We start from the raw sequence: 16,342 nt of genomic DNA, 5'->3' as shown, positions 1-16,342 counted from the left end.
AACCCCGGGTGGAAACATCCGGGGTTTTTTATTGCCTATAGTGCCGCCATAGCCTTTCCGGAGCCGCCATCCATGCCATTCGCCTTCCGCCTGCTGCTCGCCGGCCTGCTCATTCCGGGCAGTGTCCTTGCCGCCGACGCCCCCGCGCAGCCCGCTACCTGGGGCTGGGTGGAAACGCTCATGCTGATGCCCGAGCAGGCGCCGCTCAAGGCCAAGCTGGACACCGGCGCGCAGACCTCGGTGATGGATGCGCGCAACATCGTCCGGATCAAGAAGAACGGCGAGCGCTGGGTGCAGTACGACGTGATGCTCACCGACCCGGCCACCGGCAAGGAGCAGCGCCTGCCCTTCGAGCGGCGCGTCGAGCGCGTGCTCAAGTTCAAGAACGAGAGCGGCGTCGAGCGCAGCCCGGTGGTGCTGATGGACGTGTGCCTGGGTGGCAAGGTCTACCGCGAGCAGTTCACCCTGCGTGACCGCCAGACCCTGGACTACCCGGTACTGCTTGGCCGCCGCACCCTGGAACACCTGGGCGCGGTGGACGCCTCGAAAACCCAGACCGTCGCGCCCACCTGCAAGCCCTGATCAGTGTTCGTCGACGCCATGCTCCGGCTCGACCCGGCGTGGCGTGGTGCGACCGTCGTCGGCATTGAGCTGGAAGAAGATCGCCGCCGCCAGCATCGAGAGGATGCCGACGCTGAAGTAGGTCGCGTGGAAGGCTGACAGCACGTCGCCCTGCGCACTTTCCTGATCGCCGTTGAAGCCGCCCAGCAGCGCCGCCGCGCAGGCGATGCCCATGCCGATGGACAGCTGCATGACCACCGAGAGCAGGCTGTTGCCGGCGCTGGCGTTGTCATCGCGCAGGTCGATCAGCGAGAGGGTGTTCATCGCGGTGAACTGCAGCGAGTTGATCCCGCCCAGGACTGCCAGTTGCACCAGCAGCAGCGCGTAGGGAGTGTTCTGGTCCACCAGGCCGAGGCTGGCGATCATCGCGCCCAGCAACAACGTGTTGCCGACCAGCAGCTTGCGGTAGCCGAACAGGTCCAGCAGTGGTCGCGCCAGCGATTTGATGACCATGGCCGCCAGCGCCATCGGGATCATGGTCATGCCCGCCCGCGACGGCGAGAAGCCCAGGCCGATCTGCAGCAGCAGGGGCGTGAGGAAGGGCAGGGAGCCGCTGCCCAGTCGGGCGAACAGATTGCCCAGGACGCCCACGGCAAAGGTTCGCGTGGCGAACAGCGAGGGCGGGAACAGTGGCGCTTCGATGCGCAGCGCGCGCAGCCAGTAAGCCGCCAGCAGCACCAGCCCGCCCACCAGCAGCAGGACCACGCGCACATGGGGCATGTGCAGCTCGCCCAGCCCCTCCAGGGCGATGGTGATCAGTACCATGGCGCCGCCGAACAGCAGGAAGCCGATCGAGTCGAAACGCGTTGCGCGCACGCCGCGCAGGTCCGGCATCAGGCGCAGGGCGACGATGAAGCCGACCAGCCCCACCGGCAGGTTGATCAGGAAGATCCAGTGCCAGCTGGCGTACTCCACCAGCCAGCCACCCAGGGTCGGTCCGGCCAGTGGACCGAGCAGGCCGGGGATGGTGACGAAGCTGAGGATGCGCACCAGCTCCGTGCGCGGGTACACGCGCAGGATCACCAGGCGCCCCACCGGCATCATCAGCGCGCCGCCGATGCCTTGCACCACGCGGGCGCCGACCAGGGCGCCGAGGCTGGGCGAGAGCGCGCAGAGCAGCGAGCCGAGGCTGAACAGGAAGATCGCAAAGAGGAATACCCGGCGGGTGCCGAAGCGGTCGGAAATCCAGCCGGAGGAGGGGATCAGCAGCGCCACCGTGAGCAGGTAGGCGATCACCACGCCCTGCATGCGCAGCGGGTCTTCTTCCAGCGAGCGGGCCATGCTCGGCAGCGCGGTGTTGAGGATGGTGCCGTCCAGGGCCTGCATGAAGAAGGCGATGGCCACCAGCCAGGGCAGCAGGCGGGCCACTCGGGGCGTGAGGATGAAGGGTTCGCTCATGGTCGGTCCGTCGGGCGGGGATGGCTCTAGCTTAGGGAATCTTTGCCGATCGCGGGGAAAATCGCCGCGGCAGTGGCCAGACGATTCTCCCTCGTCGCCAGCCGGAGTGATTGGACGAATGACCTTTCGTTGCCGGCAGGCCAGGAGTTCCCTGGCGCAGCCCGATGACGCCGGACATTTCTGTCCCTGTGAACGGAGCGCGTTTTTCCTCCGCTGCGCCTTCCAGGGCGGAACAATGGCCCTGCCTCCCGGTCGATATGGCGTCCGGAACCCCCAGGAGACAGCGATGTCCGTCAAACCCCGTGTCACCCTAGCACTGGCCGCCCTGCTGGCGACTTCCTCCGCGTTCGCCTTCAACCTGGGCGATGCCGCCAAGGCGGTGTCCGGCGCGACCGGCGCCGACACCTCGCGCGTGGCATCCACGCCGCAGACCAGCGGCCTGCTCGGCGCCCTGACCGGCCAGCTCGGCGTCAGCGACGAACAGGCGCTCGGCGGTACCGGCGCACTGTTGGGCCTGGCGAAGAACAAACTGAGCACCGCCGATTACTCGCAGCTGGCGAAGACCGTTCCCGGCCTCGACAAGCTCACCGGCAGCAATGCCCTGGGCGGCCTCGGTGGCCAGCTGGGCGACCTGGGTGGCGGCGCTTCCAGCGGTCTGCTGGGCAACGTCAGCAGCATGGGCGACGTGAGCAAGGCCTTCGGCGCGCTGGGCATGGACCAGGAGATGACCGGCAAATTCTCCAGCGTGCTGCTGGATTACCTCGGCAAGCAGGGCCTGAACAGCAACCTGCTCGGCACCCTGGGCAGCCTCTGGGGCACCGGCGCCTGATATCCGCCAGCCGGCGCGGAACCGCCGCGCCGCGCCCCGGTCCTATCGACGATCCGGCCCCGCCCTGGGGCCGGACATCCGTTTTCCGGAGCCGTCGATGCCCACCCGTTCCGTCGTCTTCCTGGCCGCCTGCCTGGCCGTTTCCCCCGTGTTCGCCGCCACCTTCACCGACACCAGCGAGCCCACCACGCAGGCGCAGAGCGTGCCGCCGGCCGCCAGTGCGCTGCTGGGCAACCTCACCAGGCAGCTGGGTGTCAGCGAGCAGCAGGCTATCGGCGGCACCGGCGCCATGCTGGCGATGGCAATGAACAGCCTGAAGGAAACCGACACGGCGCAACTGCAGAAATCCCTGCCGAACCTCGACCAGCTCGCCGGCAACAGCTCGCTGGGCGATCTGGGCGGGGCGCTGGGCGGTTTCGGTGGACTGGGCAACGCCGCGGCGCTGCTCGGCGGGATCAACAACCTGCAGGACGTCGACCAGATCTTCGGCGTACTGGGCATGGACCAGTCGATGATCGGCCGCTTCGCCGGGGTGATCCTCGACTACTTCACCGAGCAGGGCCTGAGCAGCCAGTTGCTGGGGACGCTCGGCGGACTCTGGGGGACGCCGGCGGCCCCGCTGACGCCGGCTGCGCCGGTCTCCGGACGGGGCGCGTAGGGAGCGTCAGAACTCCTGGCGCAGCTGTTCGATGCGCGCATCCTTCTGTTCCCACAACTGCGACACCCAGTGCTGCACGTACTGGCGGAATTCCGGGTCGCTCTCGTAATCGCCCTGCCAGAGCGCGGGGTCGATCTCGCGCGCCTGGATATCGACGATGACGCGCGGCACGCGTCCGCACAGCAGGTCCCAGAAGCCCGGTCGCGGGCCCTTCGGATAGACCAGGGTGACGTCCAGCAGGGTGTCCAACTGCTCGCCCAGTGCCGCCAGGACGAAGGCCACGCCGCCGGCCTTGGGCTTGAGCAGGTTCTGGTAAGGCGACTGCTGCTGGGCCTGCTTGGCCGGGGTGAAGCGCGTGCCTTCGAGGTAGTTCACCACGGTCACCGGCATGCGCTTGAACTTCTCGCAGGCCGCCTTGGTGATCTCCAGGTCCTTGCCCTTGAGCTCCGGGTGCTTCTCCAGGAAGGCCTTGCTGTAACGCTTCATGAAGGGATAGTCGAGCGCCCAGAAGGCCAGGCCGAGGAAGGGCACCCAGATCAGCTCCTTCTTCAGGAAGAACTTGAAGTAGGGCGTCTTGCGGTTGAACGCCTGCACCAGCGCCGGAATGTCGACCCAGGACTGGTGGTTGCTGATCACCAGGTAGGAAGTGTCGCCGCGCAGTTGGGCGGCGCCGCGGATGTCCCACACGGTCGGGGTCATCAGGGCGAAGATAGCCTTGTCGATCTCCGCCCAGGTCTCGGCGATCCACATCACCCCGCGCGAGCAGGCGTCCTTCGCTGCCTGGCCGGGAATCACCAGCTTGAGCAGCGCGATCAGCATCATCGGCCCGATCAGGATCAGGGTATTGAGCAACAGCAGGAGGCTGGCGATGACGCCTTTGACTGCCGGCATGGGGTCCATTCCTTGTGCGACGGTGGCGCGGCCATGATACGCAGACAATTGTCCCGGCCCAAGCGGCGCGGGTATGGCGAACCAATGGCCGCCGTGCTAGTCCTATGCGACGTATTCCACCCCGGAGATTTCGCGTGAAACGCGCCCTCGCTCTGCTTTCGCTTCTCTCTGTGGCCGGCATCGCACTGCCCGGCCTCGCCCTGGCCGCCGAGACCAAGCTCTACGGCCGCTACGAATGGGTCAGCCTGCCCGAACTCGACCAGACCCTGCAGGCCAAGATGGACACCGGCGCCTACACCTCGTCGCTGTCGGCCAAGGACATCCAGATCTTCCAGCGCGACGGCGAGGACTGGGTGCGCTTCAAGCTGGCCACCAAGGACGGCGGCGACTCGGTGTACGAGCACAAGCTCTCGCGCATCTCGAAGATCAAGAACCGCACCGAATCCGCCGGCGAGGACGAAGAGGAAGAGGCCAGCCCCGGCCTCAGCCAGCGCCCGGTGATCGAGCTGCCGGTGTGCCTGGGTGGCGACCAGCGCACCATCGAGGTCAACCTCACCGATCGCAGCCACTTCAACTACCCGTTCCTGATGGGCACCAAGGGCCTGCGCAAATTCCACGTCGCGGTGGACCCGGGCGAGCGCTTCGTCGCCGGCAAGCCGAGCTGCTCCTGATCCTCGATTGACGCGGCGCGGGGCATGATGGACCCTTCCGGAACTTTCCCGGGAATCGGAATCCCATGCCCCACATCCTCATCGTCGAAGATGAAGCCGCCATCGCCGACACGCTGCTCTATGCCCTGCAGGCCGAGGGCTTCGAGACCACCTGGCTGAACCTCGCCGGCCCCGCCCTCGAACGCCTGCAGCGTGACGCATTCGACCTGGTCATCCTCGACGTCGGCCTGCCCGACATCAGCGGCTTCGAAGCCTGCAAGCAACTGCGGCGCTTCTCCGAGGTGCCGGTGATCTTCCTCACCGCGCGCAACGCCGAGATCGATCGCGTGGTGGGCCTGGAGATCGGCGCGGACGACTATGTGGTCAAGCCCTTCAGCCCGCGCGAAGTCGCCGCGCGGGTGAAAGCCATCCTCAAGCGCACCGCGCCGCGTGAGGCGCCGGCCACGGTGCCCGCCGGCAACGGCCCGTTCGAGGTGGACGAAGAGCGCTTCCAGATTCGCTACCACGGCCACTCGCTGGCCCTGACCCGCCACGAATTCCGCCTGCTGCAAACGCTGCTGGCGCGCCCCGAACGCGTCTTCAGCCGCGAGCAGTTGCTCGATGCGCTGGGCGTCGCCGCCGATGCGGGCTATGAGCGCAACGTCGACAGCCACATCAAGAGCCTGCGCGCCAAGCTGCGCCAGGTCGTCCCCGCCGCCGAACCGATCCAGACCCATCGCGGCCTGGGCTACAGCTACGCGCCGGACAAGAGCTGATGCGCCTGTCGCTGCGGATCTTCCTGGTCTACTTCTTTTTCGTCGGGCTGACCGGCTGGTTCGTCCTGCGCACGGTTATGGACGAGATTCGCCCCGGCGTGCGCCAGTCCAGCGAAGAGACGCTGGTGGATACCGCCAACCTGCTGGCCGAGATTCTCCAGGCCGACGTGAAGAGTGGCACCCTCGACCAGAGCCGGCTGCCCGACATGCTCCGCGCCTACGGCGCGCGCAGCCCGCGGGCCGACATCTGGGGCGTGAACAAGACGGCGGTGAACCACCGCATCTACGTCACCGATGCGCGCGGCATCGTCCTGCTGGACTCCCTCGGCAAGGCGGTGGGCCAGGACTATTCGCGCTGGAATGACGTCTATCGGACGCTCAATGGCGAGTACGGTGCGCGCTCCAGCCGCGAGTCGGCGGACGATCCGGAGTCCTCGGTGATGTACGTCGCCGCGCCGATCCGCGACGGCGAAAGGATCATCGGCGTGGTCTCGGTCTCCAAGCCAAACCGCACACTGCAGCCCTACATCGACCGCTCGCAGCGCCGGTTGGCGTGGCTCGGCGCCGGGCTGATCGTGCTCGGCCTGCTGGTGGGCGCGGGGCTGTCCTGGTGGCTGAGCCGCTCACTGGATCGCCTGACCCGCTACGCCCAGGCGGTGAGCGAGGGCCGGCGCGCCGAGCTGCCGCGCTACCGCGGTGGCGAGATGGCGCAGCTGGCTGGCGCGGTGGAGCGCATGCGCGTGCAGCTGGAGGGCAAGGATTACGTCGAGCGCTACGTGCATACCCTGACCCACGAATTGAAGAGCCCGCTGGCGGCGATTCGCGGAGCGGCGGAACTGCTCGAAGGCGAGATGCCTGCCGAGCAGCGTGCGCGCTTCGTCGGCAACATCGCCGGGGAGAGTGAGCGCCTGCAACAACTGATCGAGCGCCTGCTGAACCTCGCCCAGGTGGAGCAGCGCCAGGGACTGGAGGAGCATGTGCCGGTGGCGTTGCACGAGCTGGCGAATGAGCTGATCGACGAGCGCATGGCCCGTGTGCAGGGCGTGCTGCTGGAGAACGCGATTCCACAGCAGGCAAGCGTGGTGGGCGAGCGTTTCCTGCTGCGCCAGGCGCTGGGCAACCTGCTGGACAATGCGCTGGATTTCACCCCGGCCGGTGGCCTGATTCGCTTCGATGCGCAGCCTGACGGCGAAGGCTGGCGTGTGGAGTTGTTCAACCAGGGCGAAGCGATTCCGGAGTTTGCCCTGCCGCGCCTGACCGAGCGTTTCTACTCGCTGCCGCGCCCGCTGAGTGGACGCAAGAGCACCGGCCTGGGCCTCAATTTCGTTGCCGAGGTGGCGGCGCTGCATGGCGGTGAGCTGAGCGTCGAGAACATCGAGGGTGGTGTGCGCGCGAGTCTTTCGTTGCCGCAGGGGTAGAACATCGGCAAGGATCGCCCGCGTCGGGAGGTTCGACGCATCCTGCAGGAGCGCCCCATGGGCGTGATCGCGGGCATGGCCCGCTCCTACAGGTTGCGCCGCCGCCACATAAAACCCACACAGTCTCCACACTCCGCCCCGAGCGTTCCCACGCGCGGGCCCCAGGCTTGCTCCGTCGTCCACCTACGGAGAAGCCTTCGATGAATCGCCACCTCGGCATCAAGCTCGGCGCCATTGCGCTGCTGATCGTCCTCTTGCTGATACCCCTGCTGATGATCGACGGCCTCGTCGACGAGCGTCAGAACTACCGCGACGAAGTCCTTCAGGACATCGCCCGCAGCGCCAGCTACAGCCAGCAGCTCACCGGCCCGCTGGTGGTCGTGCCCTACACCCGCACCATCCGTGGCTGGCGCCTGGACAAGGCGAGCCAGCAGCGCGTGCTGCAGGAACGCGAGGTACGTGGACGCCTGTACTTCCTGCCGGAAGTCTTCAGTCTCGATGGGCAGATGCGCACCGAGCTGCGCCATCGCGGCATCTACGAGGCGCGCCTGTTCCATGCCGAGAGCCAGGTCAGCGGCAGCTTCGTCCTGCCGGCCAACTACGGCATCACCAGCGACCTGGGCAGCTACCGTTTCGACGACCCGCTGCTGGCGGTGGGCATCAGTGACGTGCGCGGTATCGAGAACGCACCGAAGCTGAAGGTCGGTGACGAACTGCGCGACTTCCAGCCGGGCACCCAGAGCCAGTTCCTCGGCAACGGCGTGCATGCGGTGCTGCCACTCAAGGCCAGCGATCACGAGCAGCGATTCGACTACGCCTTCGAACTGTCGCTGCTGGGCAGCAGCCGCCTGGACATCACCCCGGTCGGCCGCGACAGCCAGGTCAACCTGGTCTCGGACTGGCCGCACCCCAGCTTCGGCGGCGAGTTCCTGCCCACCGAACGCAGCGTCACCGACCAGGGCTTCAGCGCACGCTGGCGCACCAGCTTCTTCGCCACCAACCTGGAGGACCAGCTGCGTGCCTGCACCGCGCCGGCCCAGGCCGATGTCGCCCGTGCGGTCGAAGCGGTCGACCCGGATGCCTCCCGTGCCAGTTCGGCGGAGTGCAGCGAGTTCGGCCAGCACCGCTTCGGCGTGGCGCTGGTGGACCCGGTGGACCAGTACCTGAAGACCGACCGCGCGGTGAAGTACGCGCTGCTGTTCATCGTCCTCACCTTCGCTGGCTTCTTCCTCTTCGAAGTGCTCAAGCGCCTGTCGATGCACCCGATCCAGTACGCCCTGGTGGGCATGGCGCTGGCGCTGTTCTACCTGCTGCTGCTGTCGCTCTCCGAGCATGTCGGCTTCGAGCTGGCCTACCTGCTGTCAGCTGGCGCGTGCGTCGGGCTGATCGGCTTCTACCTCTGCCACGTGCTGCGCAGCCTGTGGCGCGGAGCCGGGTTCAGCCTCGGGCTGGCCGGGCTCTACGGGATGCTCTACGCGCTGCTCAGCGCCGAGGACTACGCGTTGCTGATGGGTTCGCTGCTGCTGTTCGGCGTGCTCGGTGGCGTGATGGTGCTGACCCGTCACCTGGACTGGTACGGCATCGGCAAGCCCCGCGCAGACGACCTGGAATTTTCCCTGGAAGACGTGCGCGTGCAGCGCTGAGGAGAAGACAAATGCCCAACCTGATGCGTTTTTCCCTGTGTCTGTTCGCCGGCCTGCTGGTCAGTGGCCTGTGCCTGCCGGTGCTGATGCTGCTCGGCCGCTTCGACTGGATCGCCCTGCTGGTGGCCACCGGCAAGCCGCTAGCGCACCTGGCGCTGATGCTGCCGGGTGAGCTGTGGACTCAACTCACGGGTATCGAGGACGCGGCGAACAATCCCCATGTGCGTTCCTTCCTGGAAATGTGCCTGGGTGTGGCACAACTCGGCCTGCTGCTGGCGCTGCCGATCTACAGATGGGGGAAGAAGTGATGAGTGCGTGGAGCGGACTGCGCGAGGAGCGCGAAGTGGGCCGGCGGCTGGCGCGGCAGATCGCCGGGTTGTTCGAGCAGGGGCTGGAGCGGCGAGTGGTGCGTGATGAGCGGTTTGAGCGCAGGGTAGTGCGGCGGTCGGTAGCTCACCGTGGTTTCTGCGGAGCCTTCCCCCTCACCCCAACCCTCTCCCAGAGGGAGAGGGGGCTGGGGGGCGCAGGCTGGCGAGTGTGGCCTGCGCCTGATAGCTCGATTAGCCGGAGCTGGCGTTGTTCTCTGTAGCGGCGAGCGTCAGCCCGGCACCGTCGCCTGCATCGACGGCCGCTGGCTGACCTCGGCGAACCACTGGGCCAGCTGTGGGTGGTCGGCGCGCCAGTCCCAGTGCGGCTGGCGGAAGTCCAGGTAGCCCAGGGCGCAGGCCACGCCGATGGCGGCAATGTCGAAGCGCCCGGCCAGTTCGGCGTGGGCCGGGCCATCGAAGTAGGCGAGGGTGCGGACTATCTTCAGCTGCTGGTTGTCCAGCCATTTGTCCCAGTGTTTTTCCTGCGGGCGCATGGCGGTTTCGTAGCGGATCAGCACGGCCGCATCGAGCACCGCATCGGCCAGCGAGGCGAGGGTGAGGCGACGCCAGCGTGCTGCGCCCTCGCGGGGGATCAGCGGCTCGCCACTATGCTGCTGGTCGAGGTATTCGAGGATCACCCGGCTGTCGTGCAGGCTCTGGCCATCGGCCAGGTGCAGGGCGGGAATCTTGCCGGCAGGGTTGTCGTGCAGCACGCCGGCGTCCGGCGCGATAGGCGTGTGGACGGCGGCGTACAGCTCCACGCTATCGACCTGGCCGGTCTCGTGCAGCAGGACCATGACCTTGCGCACGAAGGGCGAAGCGGCGGCGTGGAACAGGACGGGGCGGGTACTCATCGACAGCAACTCCTGGGGTTCGGTCATCGGTTCAATCGCGGATCAGCACCAGGCGATCGGTGCCGGATTCGGCGCCCCACACTTCGCCGGGGCGGCCAAGCAGCTGGCGGACGTTGGCGTGTTCGTGATCGCTGGGGAAGGCCGTGAATTTCTCGCTCTGCGGGTCGAAGCGCAGCAGCGCATTGGCGGAAAAATCGCTCAGCCATACCTGGTCCATGGCATCGACGTAGACCGCATAAGGCTGCGGATGATCACCCGGCAGCTTCCAGGTTTTCCACTGGTTGTCGCTGGGGTCGAAGCGCGCCAGGCTCCCGGCGTTCCACTGGCTGACCCAGAGTCGCCCCACGGAATCCGCCCAGAGCCGGCGCGGGCCGCCGTCCTTGCTTGGCGCATCGAAGGGGGTGGCGCTGCCTTCGATGCCGTCGATCTGGCCGATGTAGTTGCCCGCCAGGGAGGCGTACCAGAGGCCGCCATCCGGAGCCACTGCGATGCCGTACGGGCCCTTGCCGCGCGGCGCCGGCCAGACCTTCAGGTCGCGGCTGCCCGGGTCGAGGCGGCCGTAGAATCCGTTCTGCCCGGTGAACCACAGCACGCCGTCGTCATCGAATACCGCAGTGTTGAGGTTGGCATTGGCCGCTTCCTTGGGCAGCGGTATGACTTCCACACCCAGGCGCTGCGCGTCCACGTGGACGATGGCGTTCTGGCCGCTGTCGGTGATCCAGGCGTCGCCGTCGCCATCGGCAATCACGCCATGGGGGCTGGAACCCTTGCCCAGGCTGATCTGTTCGGTCTGCCCGGTCTGCGGATCGAGCCGGCCGAGCACGCCGAGCTTCTGCGCGGTGTACCAGACCTTGCCGTCCTCGGTGGGCGCTACATCGTGCGGGCCGGAGCCCTTGGGCAGGTCGAAGTACTTCACCTCGGCGGCATGGGCGCCGGTGGCCAGCAGCAGGCCGGTCAGGAGCAAGCTGCTCAGGGGACGGGACAGGACGCGAAGCATGGGGCTCTCCTTGGCAGGGTCCGGATTCAGGTGAGACTGTACGCCGGTCAGTGTGGCCGACGAAACGAAGGAGAAGGGCTTGTGACGACGATTTCCGTACGCGGGGCGGCCTGCCGCCAGGGTTCGCCGGTGAACGACGATGCCATCGGCTACACCGCGCAGGCGGCCTGGGTGCTGGATGGTGCGACCAGTCTCGGGAAGGGGCTGGTGGGTGGCGAGAGTGACGCGCGCTGGCTGGCGCAGAGCGCCAATGCGCACCTGCAGCGCTTGCTGGAGGAGCAGCCGTATCGACCGACCGACGAGCTGCTGGCGCAATTGCAGGCGGGCATCGCTGCGGACTTCCAGCGTGACTCCGGCGTGGCCGTGAGCCTGGATCTCAACCTGCCCACCGCTTGCCTGAGCCTGCTGCGGGTACTGGGCGACGGCTCGCTGGAGTTGCTCAATCTCTGCGATACCTGCATCCACCTGGCCTGGGACGATGGCCGCGTCGAGAGCTTCGGCGACACGCCGCTGGAAGAGATTGATCGCCAGTCGGTTCAGCGCCTGCTGGCGCTGCGCGAGGCGAATCCGGACTGGAGCCATGCGCAACTCTGGCAGGCCAGTCGCGAATGGGTGCGGCGCAACCGTGCGCTGGCCAACACGCCGGAAGGCTACTGGTGCCTCGACCCGAGCGAGCGCTGGATTCCCCACGTGCAACGCCGGGTGCTCGCCCCTGCGGGGCTGAAGGCGTTCATGCTGGTCACCGATGGCTTCGACCGGTTGCTGGATTTCCGTCGCTACGATCTGGATGCGCTGTTCGCAGCATTGCCCGAGCGGGGCGTAGAGGCGCTGATCGATGAACTGCGCGCGCTGGAAAGCGCCGATGACCAGGCGCTGGATTATCCGCGTCTGAAGATCCATGACGATGCGAGCGTGGTCTGGGGAGAGGTGGTGCGTTGAACGCCGGAGTTTCCCTGCAGGAGCGGGCACGCCCAAAAGCAAAAGCCCCACTCCTGTCGGAGCGGGGCTTTGCGCTGAAGCTGGCAGCAGGGCGAACTGTGGGCCGGAACTATCAGGCGTTCGATCCCGCCCGGTTCATCACCACTTGTAGGTCACACTCGCCACCACTTTGCGCTGGTCGCCGTAGTAGCAGTAGTAACCGTCGCAGGTGGAGATGTAGTCCTTGTTGAACAGGTTGGTGGCATTGACCGCCACCGATGCGCCATTGAGGCTGCTGTCCAGCTTGCCCAGGTCGTAGTGCACCGCGGCGTCGTACACGGTGTAGGAGCCCGCGTAGCCGTCGAAGGTGTTGGCCTGGTCGCCGTAGGTGTCGCCCACGTAGCGCACGCCATAGCCGACGCCGAAGCCGTTGAGCATGCCGGCGTGCCAGGTGTAGTCGGCCCACAGGGAGGCGGCGTTGCGCGGGATCAGCTGCAGGCGGTTGCCGGCGTACTGGCCCTTCTTCACCTCGGTGTCGGTGTAGCTGTAGCTGCCGATCAGCTTGAGGTTCTCGGTCAGGTTGGAGTTGGCTTCCAGCTCCAGGCCGGTAACTTTCACTTCGCCGGTCTGGCTGGTGACCGGCACACCGCCGATGTTCTCGGAGACACTCACGTTTTCCTGGCGCAAGTCATACACGGCGGCGGTCAGCAGGGTATCGCTGCCGATCGGCTGATACTTCACGCCCAGTTCCCACTGCTTGCCTTCGGTCGGCTTGAACGACTCGGTGCTGGAGACGTCCGCGCCGGTGGCGGGCTGGAACGACTCGGAGTACGACAGGTAGGGTGCGATGCCGTTGTCGAAGATATAGCTCAGCGCTGCGTTGCCGCTGAACTGGCGGTCGGTGCCGGAGGTGGTGGCATCGCCCTTGTTGCGGAATTTGGTATCGGTGTGTACCCAGTCATAGCGGCCACCCAGCGTCAGGCGCCAGTTGTCCAGGGCGATCTGATCCTGCACGTAGGCGCCGGTCTGGTTGATCTTCTGGCGATAGTCGTAGAACGCGTCCGAACGCGGTGGCGTGACGATCGGCTGGCCGTAGATCGGGTGCACCACGTTGGTCGGCGGCACGTTGTAGCCGTAGATCGAGGTGTAGCTGGTGTCCATGCGGTTGTGGTCCAGACCCAGCAGCACGGTGTGCTTGAGTTCACCGGTGTCGAAGTCGGCCTGGAAGTTGTTGTCCACCACGAACTGGTCGAGGTCTTCGTCCACCGAGGTGCTGACGCGGTTGAGGGTGCCGTCGTCGCTGACAGTGTCGAGGTAGCCGCCCGGAGTCAGCGCATCGAACGACAGGTCGTTCTTCATGTAGCGCAGGTTCTGGCGGAACTGCCAGACGTCATTCAGGCGGTGCTCGAAGGCGTAGCCCAGCCACCAGGTGGTGCGGTCATAGTTTTCCCAGTCCGGGTCACCCAGGTTCTTGTGGTGCGAAATGTCGCCGAACGGTGCGTCGTACTTGGTGCCCTTGAGCGGCAGGAAGGCACTGGTGATGCCGGTGTCGTCGCGGGTGAACTGGCTGAGGAAGGTCAGCTTGGTGTCGTCGTCGATGTTCCAGGTCAGGCTCGGCGCCAGGTTGTAGCGCTTGTCCGGAATGTGATCGATCTGCGTGTTGCTGTCGCGCACCACGCCGCTGACGCGGTATAGGAAGCGACCTTCATCGTCCAGCGGGCCGGTGCTGTCGAAGTTGATCTGCTTGTGGTTGTAGTTGCCCGCCTGCAGTTGCACGGCGCTGGCCTGTTCGGCCTGCGGGCGCAGGCTGGTCATGTCGAGCAGGCCGCCGGGCGGGGTCTGACCATAGACCGAGGAGGCCGGGCCACGCAGGGCAGCCACACGCTCCAGGTCCCAGGTATCGAGTTTCGGGTTGGCGTAGACGCCGGTGGCCATCGGCAGGCCGTCGAGGAACTGGGTCGGTTCGAAGCCACGGATGCGCAACCAGTCGGAGCGCGTGTCGCTGCCGTAGCTGCTGGCGACCGTGCCGGGCATGTAGCGCACGGCGTCGTCGATGTTCTGCACGCCACGGTCCTGCATCTGCTCGCGGGTGGCCACGGAAATGGACTTGGCGGTCTCCAGGATCGGCGTGTCGGTCTTGGTGCCGATGCGTGAACGGGTGGCCACGTAACCCACCGCCGGGCCGTCCGGGTCTTCCTGGGCAGCGCTGATGGTGGTGGCCGACATCGACAGGGTGTCGCTGGGCACCGGGCGCAGGCTGTAGCTGCCCGATTCGCTTTCCACCAGTTCCAGCCCGCTGCCCTGCAGCGCCTGGCGCAGCGCGCCGGCGGCATCGTAGCGACCCTGCACGGCGTGTGCGCTGCGGCCCTGGGCCAGCGCCGGGTCGAGGCTCAGCGACAGGCCGGCTTCGGCGGCGATGCGGTTGAGGGTGCTGGCGAGCGGGCCGGCGGGTACCTGGTAGTCACGCACGGCTTCGGCGGCGACGGCCGAAGAGGTGGCCAGCAGGATGGCGGTGGCCAACAGGCAGGGGCGGAACGACAGTTCGAACGGGCGGCGCATTGAAAACGACTCCTGAATGAAAACGGTTCTCGATGCCTCCTTGCCGGACGAGAATTGAAAAGTGATAGGGCTGGGTGAAAATAATTTTTCGTGTATTCGCCGAGGCAGCTTTTCCCAGGAGTGGACTCCGCCCGCCACAGGTCCATATCGCGCTGGATGTCATCGCGGGCATGGCCCGCTCCTGCAGGGGATTCAGCCGCGCGGCACCACGCGCGACCACCACTGGCCGTGCTTCTCTATGCGCACCGGCAGCGTCGGCTCCAGCGAGCTGAGCGCCAGGTCGATGTTCTTCAGCGGGAAGCTGCCGGTGATGCGCAGGTTCGCCAGCGCCGGATCCACCGCCAGGTAGCCGGGGCTGTAGCGCGCCAGCTGGTCGATCAGCTCGCCCAGGCGGACGTTGTCCACCACCAGCATGCCGTGGGTCCAGGCATCGGCAGTGGCGCTGTTGGCCTCTAGCGCGCCGAATCCATCGGCGCGCACACGCACCTGCTGGCCCTGGTTGACCACGCGTTCATCCGGCAGTCGCTCCGGGCGTGCGGCCACGGCGGACTGCAGGACGCTCAGCAAGGTGCTGTCGCTGTCGTCGCGCTCCACCAGGAAGCGCGTGCCGAGGGCGCGCAGGCGGCCTTCGTCGGTTTCGACGATGAACGGGCGGCTGTCGCCGTGGGCGGTCTCCACCAGGATTTCGCCGCTGAGCAGGACAATGCGCCGCTGCTCGGCGTCAAAGCGCACATCGACGGCGGTGCGGCTGTTGAGCACCAGCCGGGTGTTGTCCGGCAGGCGCAGTTCGCGTTGCTCGCCGGTGGCTGTCACCAGGTCGGAGAAGGCATAGCGCACCGGCGTGTAGCGGTTGCCGACACCCAGCGCCAGCGCGCCGACCAGCAGCAACGACAAGCCGGTGCCGGCCAGGCGACGGACCTTGCGCCGGGATTCGCCCGGCGAGCGCAGCAAGGCGTTGCGTGCCGCCTTGGGCGCGGCGCCGGCGAGGCTGCGGTCGAGCATGCCCAGCTGGCTCCAGGCGCGGGCGTGTTCGCTGTGGGCCGAGTGCCAGCGGGCAAAAGCGGCTTCATCGTCCGGACGCGATTCGCCGGAGCCCAGGCGCAGCTGCCAGCTGATCGCCTCGTCCAGTATCTGCAGGGAAACCGGTCCCTTCACGTCGGCTCGCCGTACAGCGCGATGTAGCACTGGCGCAGGCCCTGGGCGATGTACTGGCGCACGCGCGGTACGGAAACGCCCAGTTGCTCGGCGATTTCGGCGTGGCCCAGGCCGTCCAGGCGGTTGAGCAGGAAGGCGCTGCGCGCGCGGGTGGACAGCTTGCCCAGCAGACGGTCGATCTCGCGCAGGTCGGCGAGGATCAGGCAGTGGTCTTCGGCGGAGGGCTGCACTGCTTCGGGCAGGCATTTCAGTTCGTCGAGGTAGGCCTGTTCGAGCGCCACGCGGCGCCAGTGGTCCACCAGCAGGCCCTTGGCGACGGTCACCAGGAAGGCGCGCGGTTCGCGCAGGGAGGGCAGCTCGCGACGGCCGAGCACGCGAACGAAGGTGTCCTGGCTCAGGTCTTCGGCGCGCTGCGGACAGCCCAGACTGCGATTCAGCCAGGCAGTCAGCCAGTCGCGGTGATCGCGATACAAGGCGCCAACGAGTTCGCCGCTACCCATCTGGATGGCCGACAAGCTACTCCCCCAATGATCTCGAATGGGATCAAGTTAAAAAACGATAACCATTCGCAAATGATCGCAAAGTGCAGTCATGCGCGCAATTGGCA

At 66.8% G+C, this 16,342-nt stretch carries 16 protein-coding genes; 9 read left to right on the top strand and 7 right to left on the bottom strand.

Features of this window, described 5'->3' with window-relative positions; all coding sequences use genetic code 11:
* Nucleotides 1–72 precede the first annotated feature (72 nt).
* Nucleotides 73–582: an ATP-dependent zinc protease gene (locus tag IB273_RS27005; protein WP_192225462.1), complete on the top strand. Its 510-nt coding sequence runs from the start codon at nt 73–75 to the stop codon at nt 580–582.
* Here the strand turns inward: IB273_RS27005 and mdtD are convergent, their stop codons facing one another.
* Complete coding sequence (gene mdtD, locus IB273_RS27000) at nt 583–2,019, bottom strand: multidrug transporter subunit MdtD (protein ID WP_081519644.1); 1,437 nt, start codon at nt 2,017–2,019, stop codon at nt 583–585.
* Nucleotides 2,020–2,305: 286 nt separating this feature from the next.
* On the opposite strand from mdtD, the gene IB273_RS26995 reads away from it, so the two are divergent.
* Nucleotides 2,306–2,848: a DUF2780 domain-containing protein gene (locus IB273_RS26995; RefSeq protein WP_081519645.1), complete on the top strand. Its 543-nt coding sequence runs from the start codon at nt 2,306–2,308 to the stop codon at nt 2,846–2,848.
* Nucleotides 2,849–2,945: 97 nt separating this feature from the next.
* Nucleotides 2,946–3,506, top strand: coding sequence for a DUF2780 domain-containing protein (locus tag IB273_RS26990; protein ID WP_192225461.1), 561 nt, complete (start codon nt 2,946–2,948; stop codon nt 3,504–3,506).
* Between the two features lie 6 nt (nt 3,507–3,512).
* Here IB273_RS26990 and IB273_RS26985 read toward each other — a convergent pair whose 3' ends face one another.
* The gene (locus IB273_RS26985; RefSeq protein WP_192225460.1) at nt 3,513–4,397 is read right to left on the bottom strand and encodes an acyltransferase; all 885 of its coding nucleotides are present in this window, start codon (nt 4,395–4,397) and stop codon (nt 3,513–3,515) included.
* Between the two features lie 134 nt (nt 4,398–4,531).
* Here IB273_RS26985 and IB273_RS26980 point away from each other — a divergent pair, with 134 nt between their 5' ends.
* The 5 genes from IB273_RS26980 to IB273_RS26960 all read left to right on the top strand — a co-directional run bounded on the left by IB273_RS26980 (nt 4,532) and on the right by IB273_RS26960 (nt 9,192).
* Nucleotides 4,532–5,068, top strand: a complete 537-nt coding sequence (locus IB273_RS26980; RefSeq protein ID WP_081519648.1) for an ATP-dependent zinc protease — start codon at nt 4,532–4,534, stop codon at nt 5,066–5,068.
* Between the two features lie 65 nt (nt 5,069–5,133).
* Nucleotides 5,134–5,823: a two-component system response regulator CreB gene (gene creB / locus IB273_RS26975; protein ID WP_192225459.1), complete on the top strand. Its 690-nt coding sequence runs from the start codon at nt 5,134–5,136 to the stop codon at nt 5,821–5,823.
* The gene (gene creC / locus IB273_RS26970) at nt 5,823–7,241 is read left to right on the top strand and encodes a two-component system sensor histidine kinase CreC (RefSeq protein WP_192225458.1); all 1,419 of its coding nucleotides are present in this window, start codon (nt 5,823–5,825) and stop codon (nt 7,239–7,241) included. Before creB ends, creC begins: the two co-directional genes overlap by 1 nt.
* 200 nt (nt 7,242–7,441) lie before the next feature.
* On the top strand, nt 7,442–8,884 hold the full coding sequence (gene creD / locus IB273_RS26965; protein WP_192225457.1) for a cell envelope integrity protein CreD: 1,443 nt from the start codon (nt 7,442–7,444) through the stop codon (nt 8,882–8,884).
* Between the two features lie 11 nt (nt 8,885–8,895).
* A complete protein-coding gene (locus tag IB273_RS26960) occupies nt 8,896–9,192 on the top strand; it encodes a hypothetical protein (RefSeq protein WP_192225456.1) in 297 nt (98 codons plus the stop codon).
* Nucleotides 9,193–9,482: 290 nt separating this feature from the next.
* Here IB273_RS26960 and IB273_RS26955 read toward each other — a convergent pair whose 3' ends face one another.
* Both IB273_RS26955 and IB273_RS26950 read right to left on the bottom strand, forming a co-directional pair.
* A complete protein-coding gene (locus IB273_RS26955; protein WP_192225455.1) occupies nt 9,483–10,106 on the bottom strand; it encodes a glutathione S-transferase family protein in 624 nt (207 codons plus the stop codon).
* Nucleotides 10,107–10,137: 31 nt separating this feature from the next.
* Nucleotides 10,138–11,103, bottom strand: coding sequence for an SMP-30/gluconolactonase/LRE family protein (locus tag IB273_RS26950; protein WP_151189086.1), 966 nt, complete (start codon nt 11,101–11,103; stop codon nt 10,138–10,140).
* A gap of 81 nt (nt 11,104–11,184) precedes the next feature.
* Between IB273_RS26950 and IB273_RS26945 the strand changes: the two genes are divergently transcribed.
* Nucleotides 11,185–12,042 carry a protein phosphatase 2C domain-containing protein gene (locus IB273_RS26945; protein WP_192225454.1) on the top strand — a complete coding sequence of 286 codons (858 nt, stop codon included), beginning with the start codon at nt 11,185–11,187 and terminating at the stop codon, nt 12,040–12,042.
* Nucleotides 12,043–12,180: 138 nt separating this feature from the next.
* On the opposite strand, the gene IB273_RS26940 is transcribed toward IB273_RS26945, so the two are convergent.
* The 3 genes from IB273_RS26940 to IB273_RS26930 all read right to left on the bottom strand — a co-directional run bounded on the left by IB273_RS26940 (nt 12,181) and on the right by IB273_RS26930 (nt 16,235).
* The gene (locus tag IB273_RS26940) at nt 12,181–14,580 is read right to left on the bottom strand and encodes a TonB-dependent siderophore receptor (RefSeq protein ID WP_192225453.1); all 2,400 of its coding nucleotides are present in this window, start codon (nt 14,578–14,580) and stop codon (nt 12,181–12,183) included.
* A gap of 192 nt (nt 14,581–14,772) precedes the next feature.
* Complete coding sequence (locus IB273_RS26935) at nt 14,773–15,735, bottom strand: FecR domain-containing protein (protein WP_081519658.1); 963 nt, start codon at nt 15,733–15,735, stop codon at nt 14,773–14,775.
* Nucleotides 15,732–16,235: an RNA polymerase sigma factor gene (locus IB273_RS26930; protein WP_412548100.1), complete on the bottom strand. Its 504-nt coding sequence runs from the start codon at nt 16,233–16,235 to the stop codon at nt 15,732–15,734. Before IB273_RS26930 ends, IB273_RS26935 begins: the two co-directional genes overlap by 4 nt.
* Nucleotides 16,236–16,342: the final 107 nt, after the last annotated feature.

The organism is Pseudomonas sp. PDM19, assembly GCF_014852215.1.
In the GTDB taxonomy this organism is placed as follows: domain Bacteria; phylum Pseudomonadota; class Gammaproteobacteria; order Pseudomonadales; family Pseudomonadaceae; genus Pseudomonas.
The sequence above is the reverse complement of the archived record's forward strand: the minus strand, read 5'-3'. Positions and strand labels throughout refer to the sequence as shown.

Coding starts and splice junctions, on each gene's coding strand:
- IB273_RS26950 (WP_151189086.1), bottom strand. CDS start 11,103: ATGCTTCGCGTCCTGTCCCGTCCCCTGAGCAGCTTGCTCCTGACCGGC.
- creB (WP_192225459.1), top strand. CDS start 5,134: ATGCCCCACATCCTCATCGTCGAAGATGAAGCCGCCATCGCCGACACG.
- IB273_RS26990 (WP_192225461.1), top strand. CDS start 2,946: ATGCCCACCCGTTCCGTCGTCTTCCTGGCCGCCTGCCTGGCCGTTTCC.
- mdtD (WP_081519644.1), bottom strand. CDS start 2,019: ATGAGCGAACCCTTCATCCTCACGCCCCGAGTGGCCCGCCTGCTGCCC.
- IB273_RS27005 (WP_192225462.1), top strand. CDS start 73: ATGCCATTCGCCTTCCGCCTGCTGCTCGCCGGCCTGCTCATTCCGGGC.
- IB273_RS26960 (WP_192225456.1), top strand. CDS start 8,896: ATGCCCAACCTGATGCGTTTTTCCCTGTGTCTGTTCGCCGGCCTGCTG.
- IB273_RS26940 (WP_192225453.1), bottom strand. CDS start 14,580: ATGCGCCGCCCGTTCGAACTGTCGTTCCGCCCCTGCCTGTTGGCCACC.
- creC (WP_192225458.1), top strand. CDS start 5,823: ATGCGCCTGTCGCTGCGGATCTTCCTGGTCTACTTCTTTTTCGTCGGG.
- IB273_RS26930 (WP_412548100.1), bottom strand. CDS start 16,235: ATGGGTAGCGGCGAACTCGTTGGCGCCTTGTATCGCGATCACCGCGAC.
- IB273_RS26995 (WP_081519645.1), top strand. CDS start 2,306: ATGTCCGTCAAACCCCGTGTCACCCTAGCACTGGCCGCCCTGCTGGCG.
- creD (WP_192225457.1), top strand. CDS start 7,442: ATGAATCGCCACCTCGGCATCAAGCTCGGCGCCATTGCGCTGCTGATC.
- IB273_RS26955 (WP_192225455.1), bottom strand. CDS start 10,106: ATGAGTACCCGCCCCGTCCTGTTCCACGCCGCCGCTTCGCCCTTCGTG.
- IB273_RS26985 (WP_192225460.1), bottom strand. CDS start 4,397: ATGCCGGCAGTCAAAGGCGTCATCGCCAGCCTCCTGCTGTTGCTCAAT.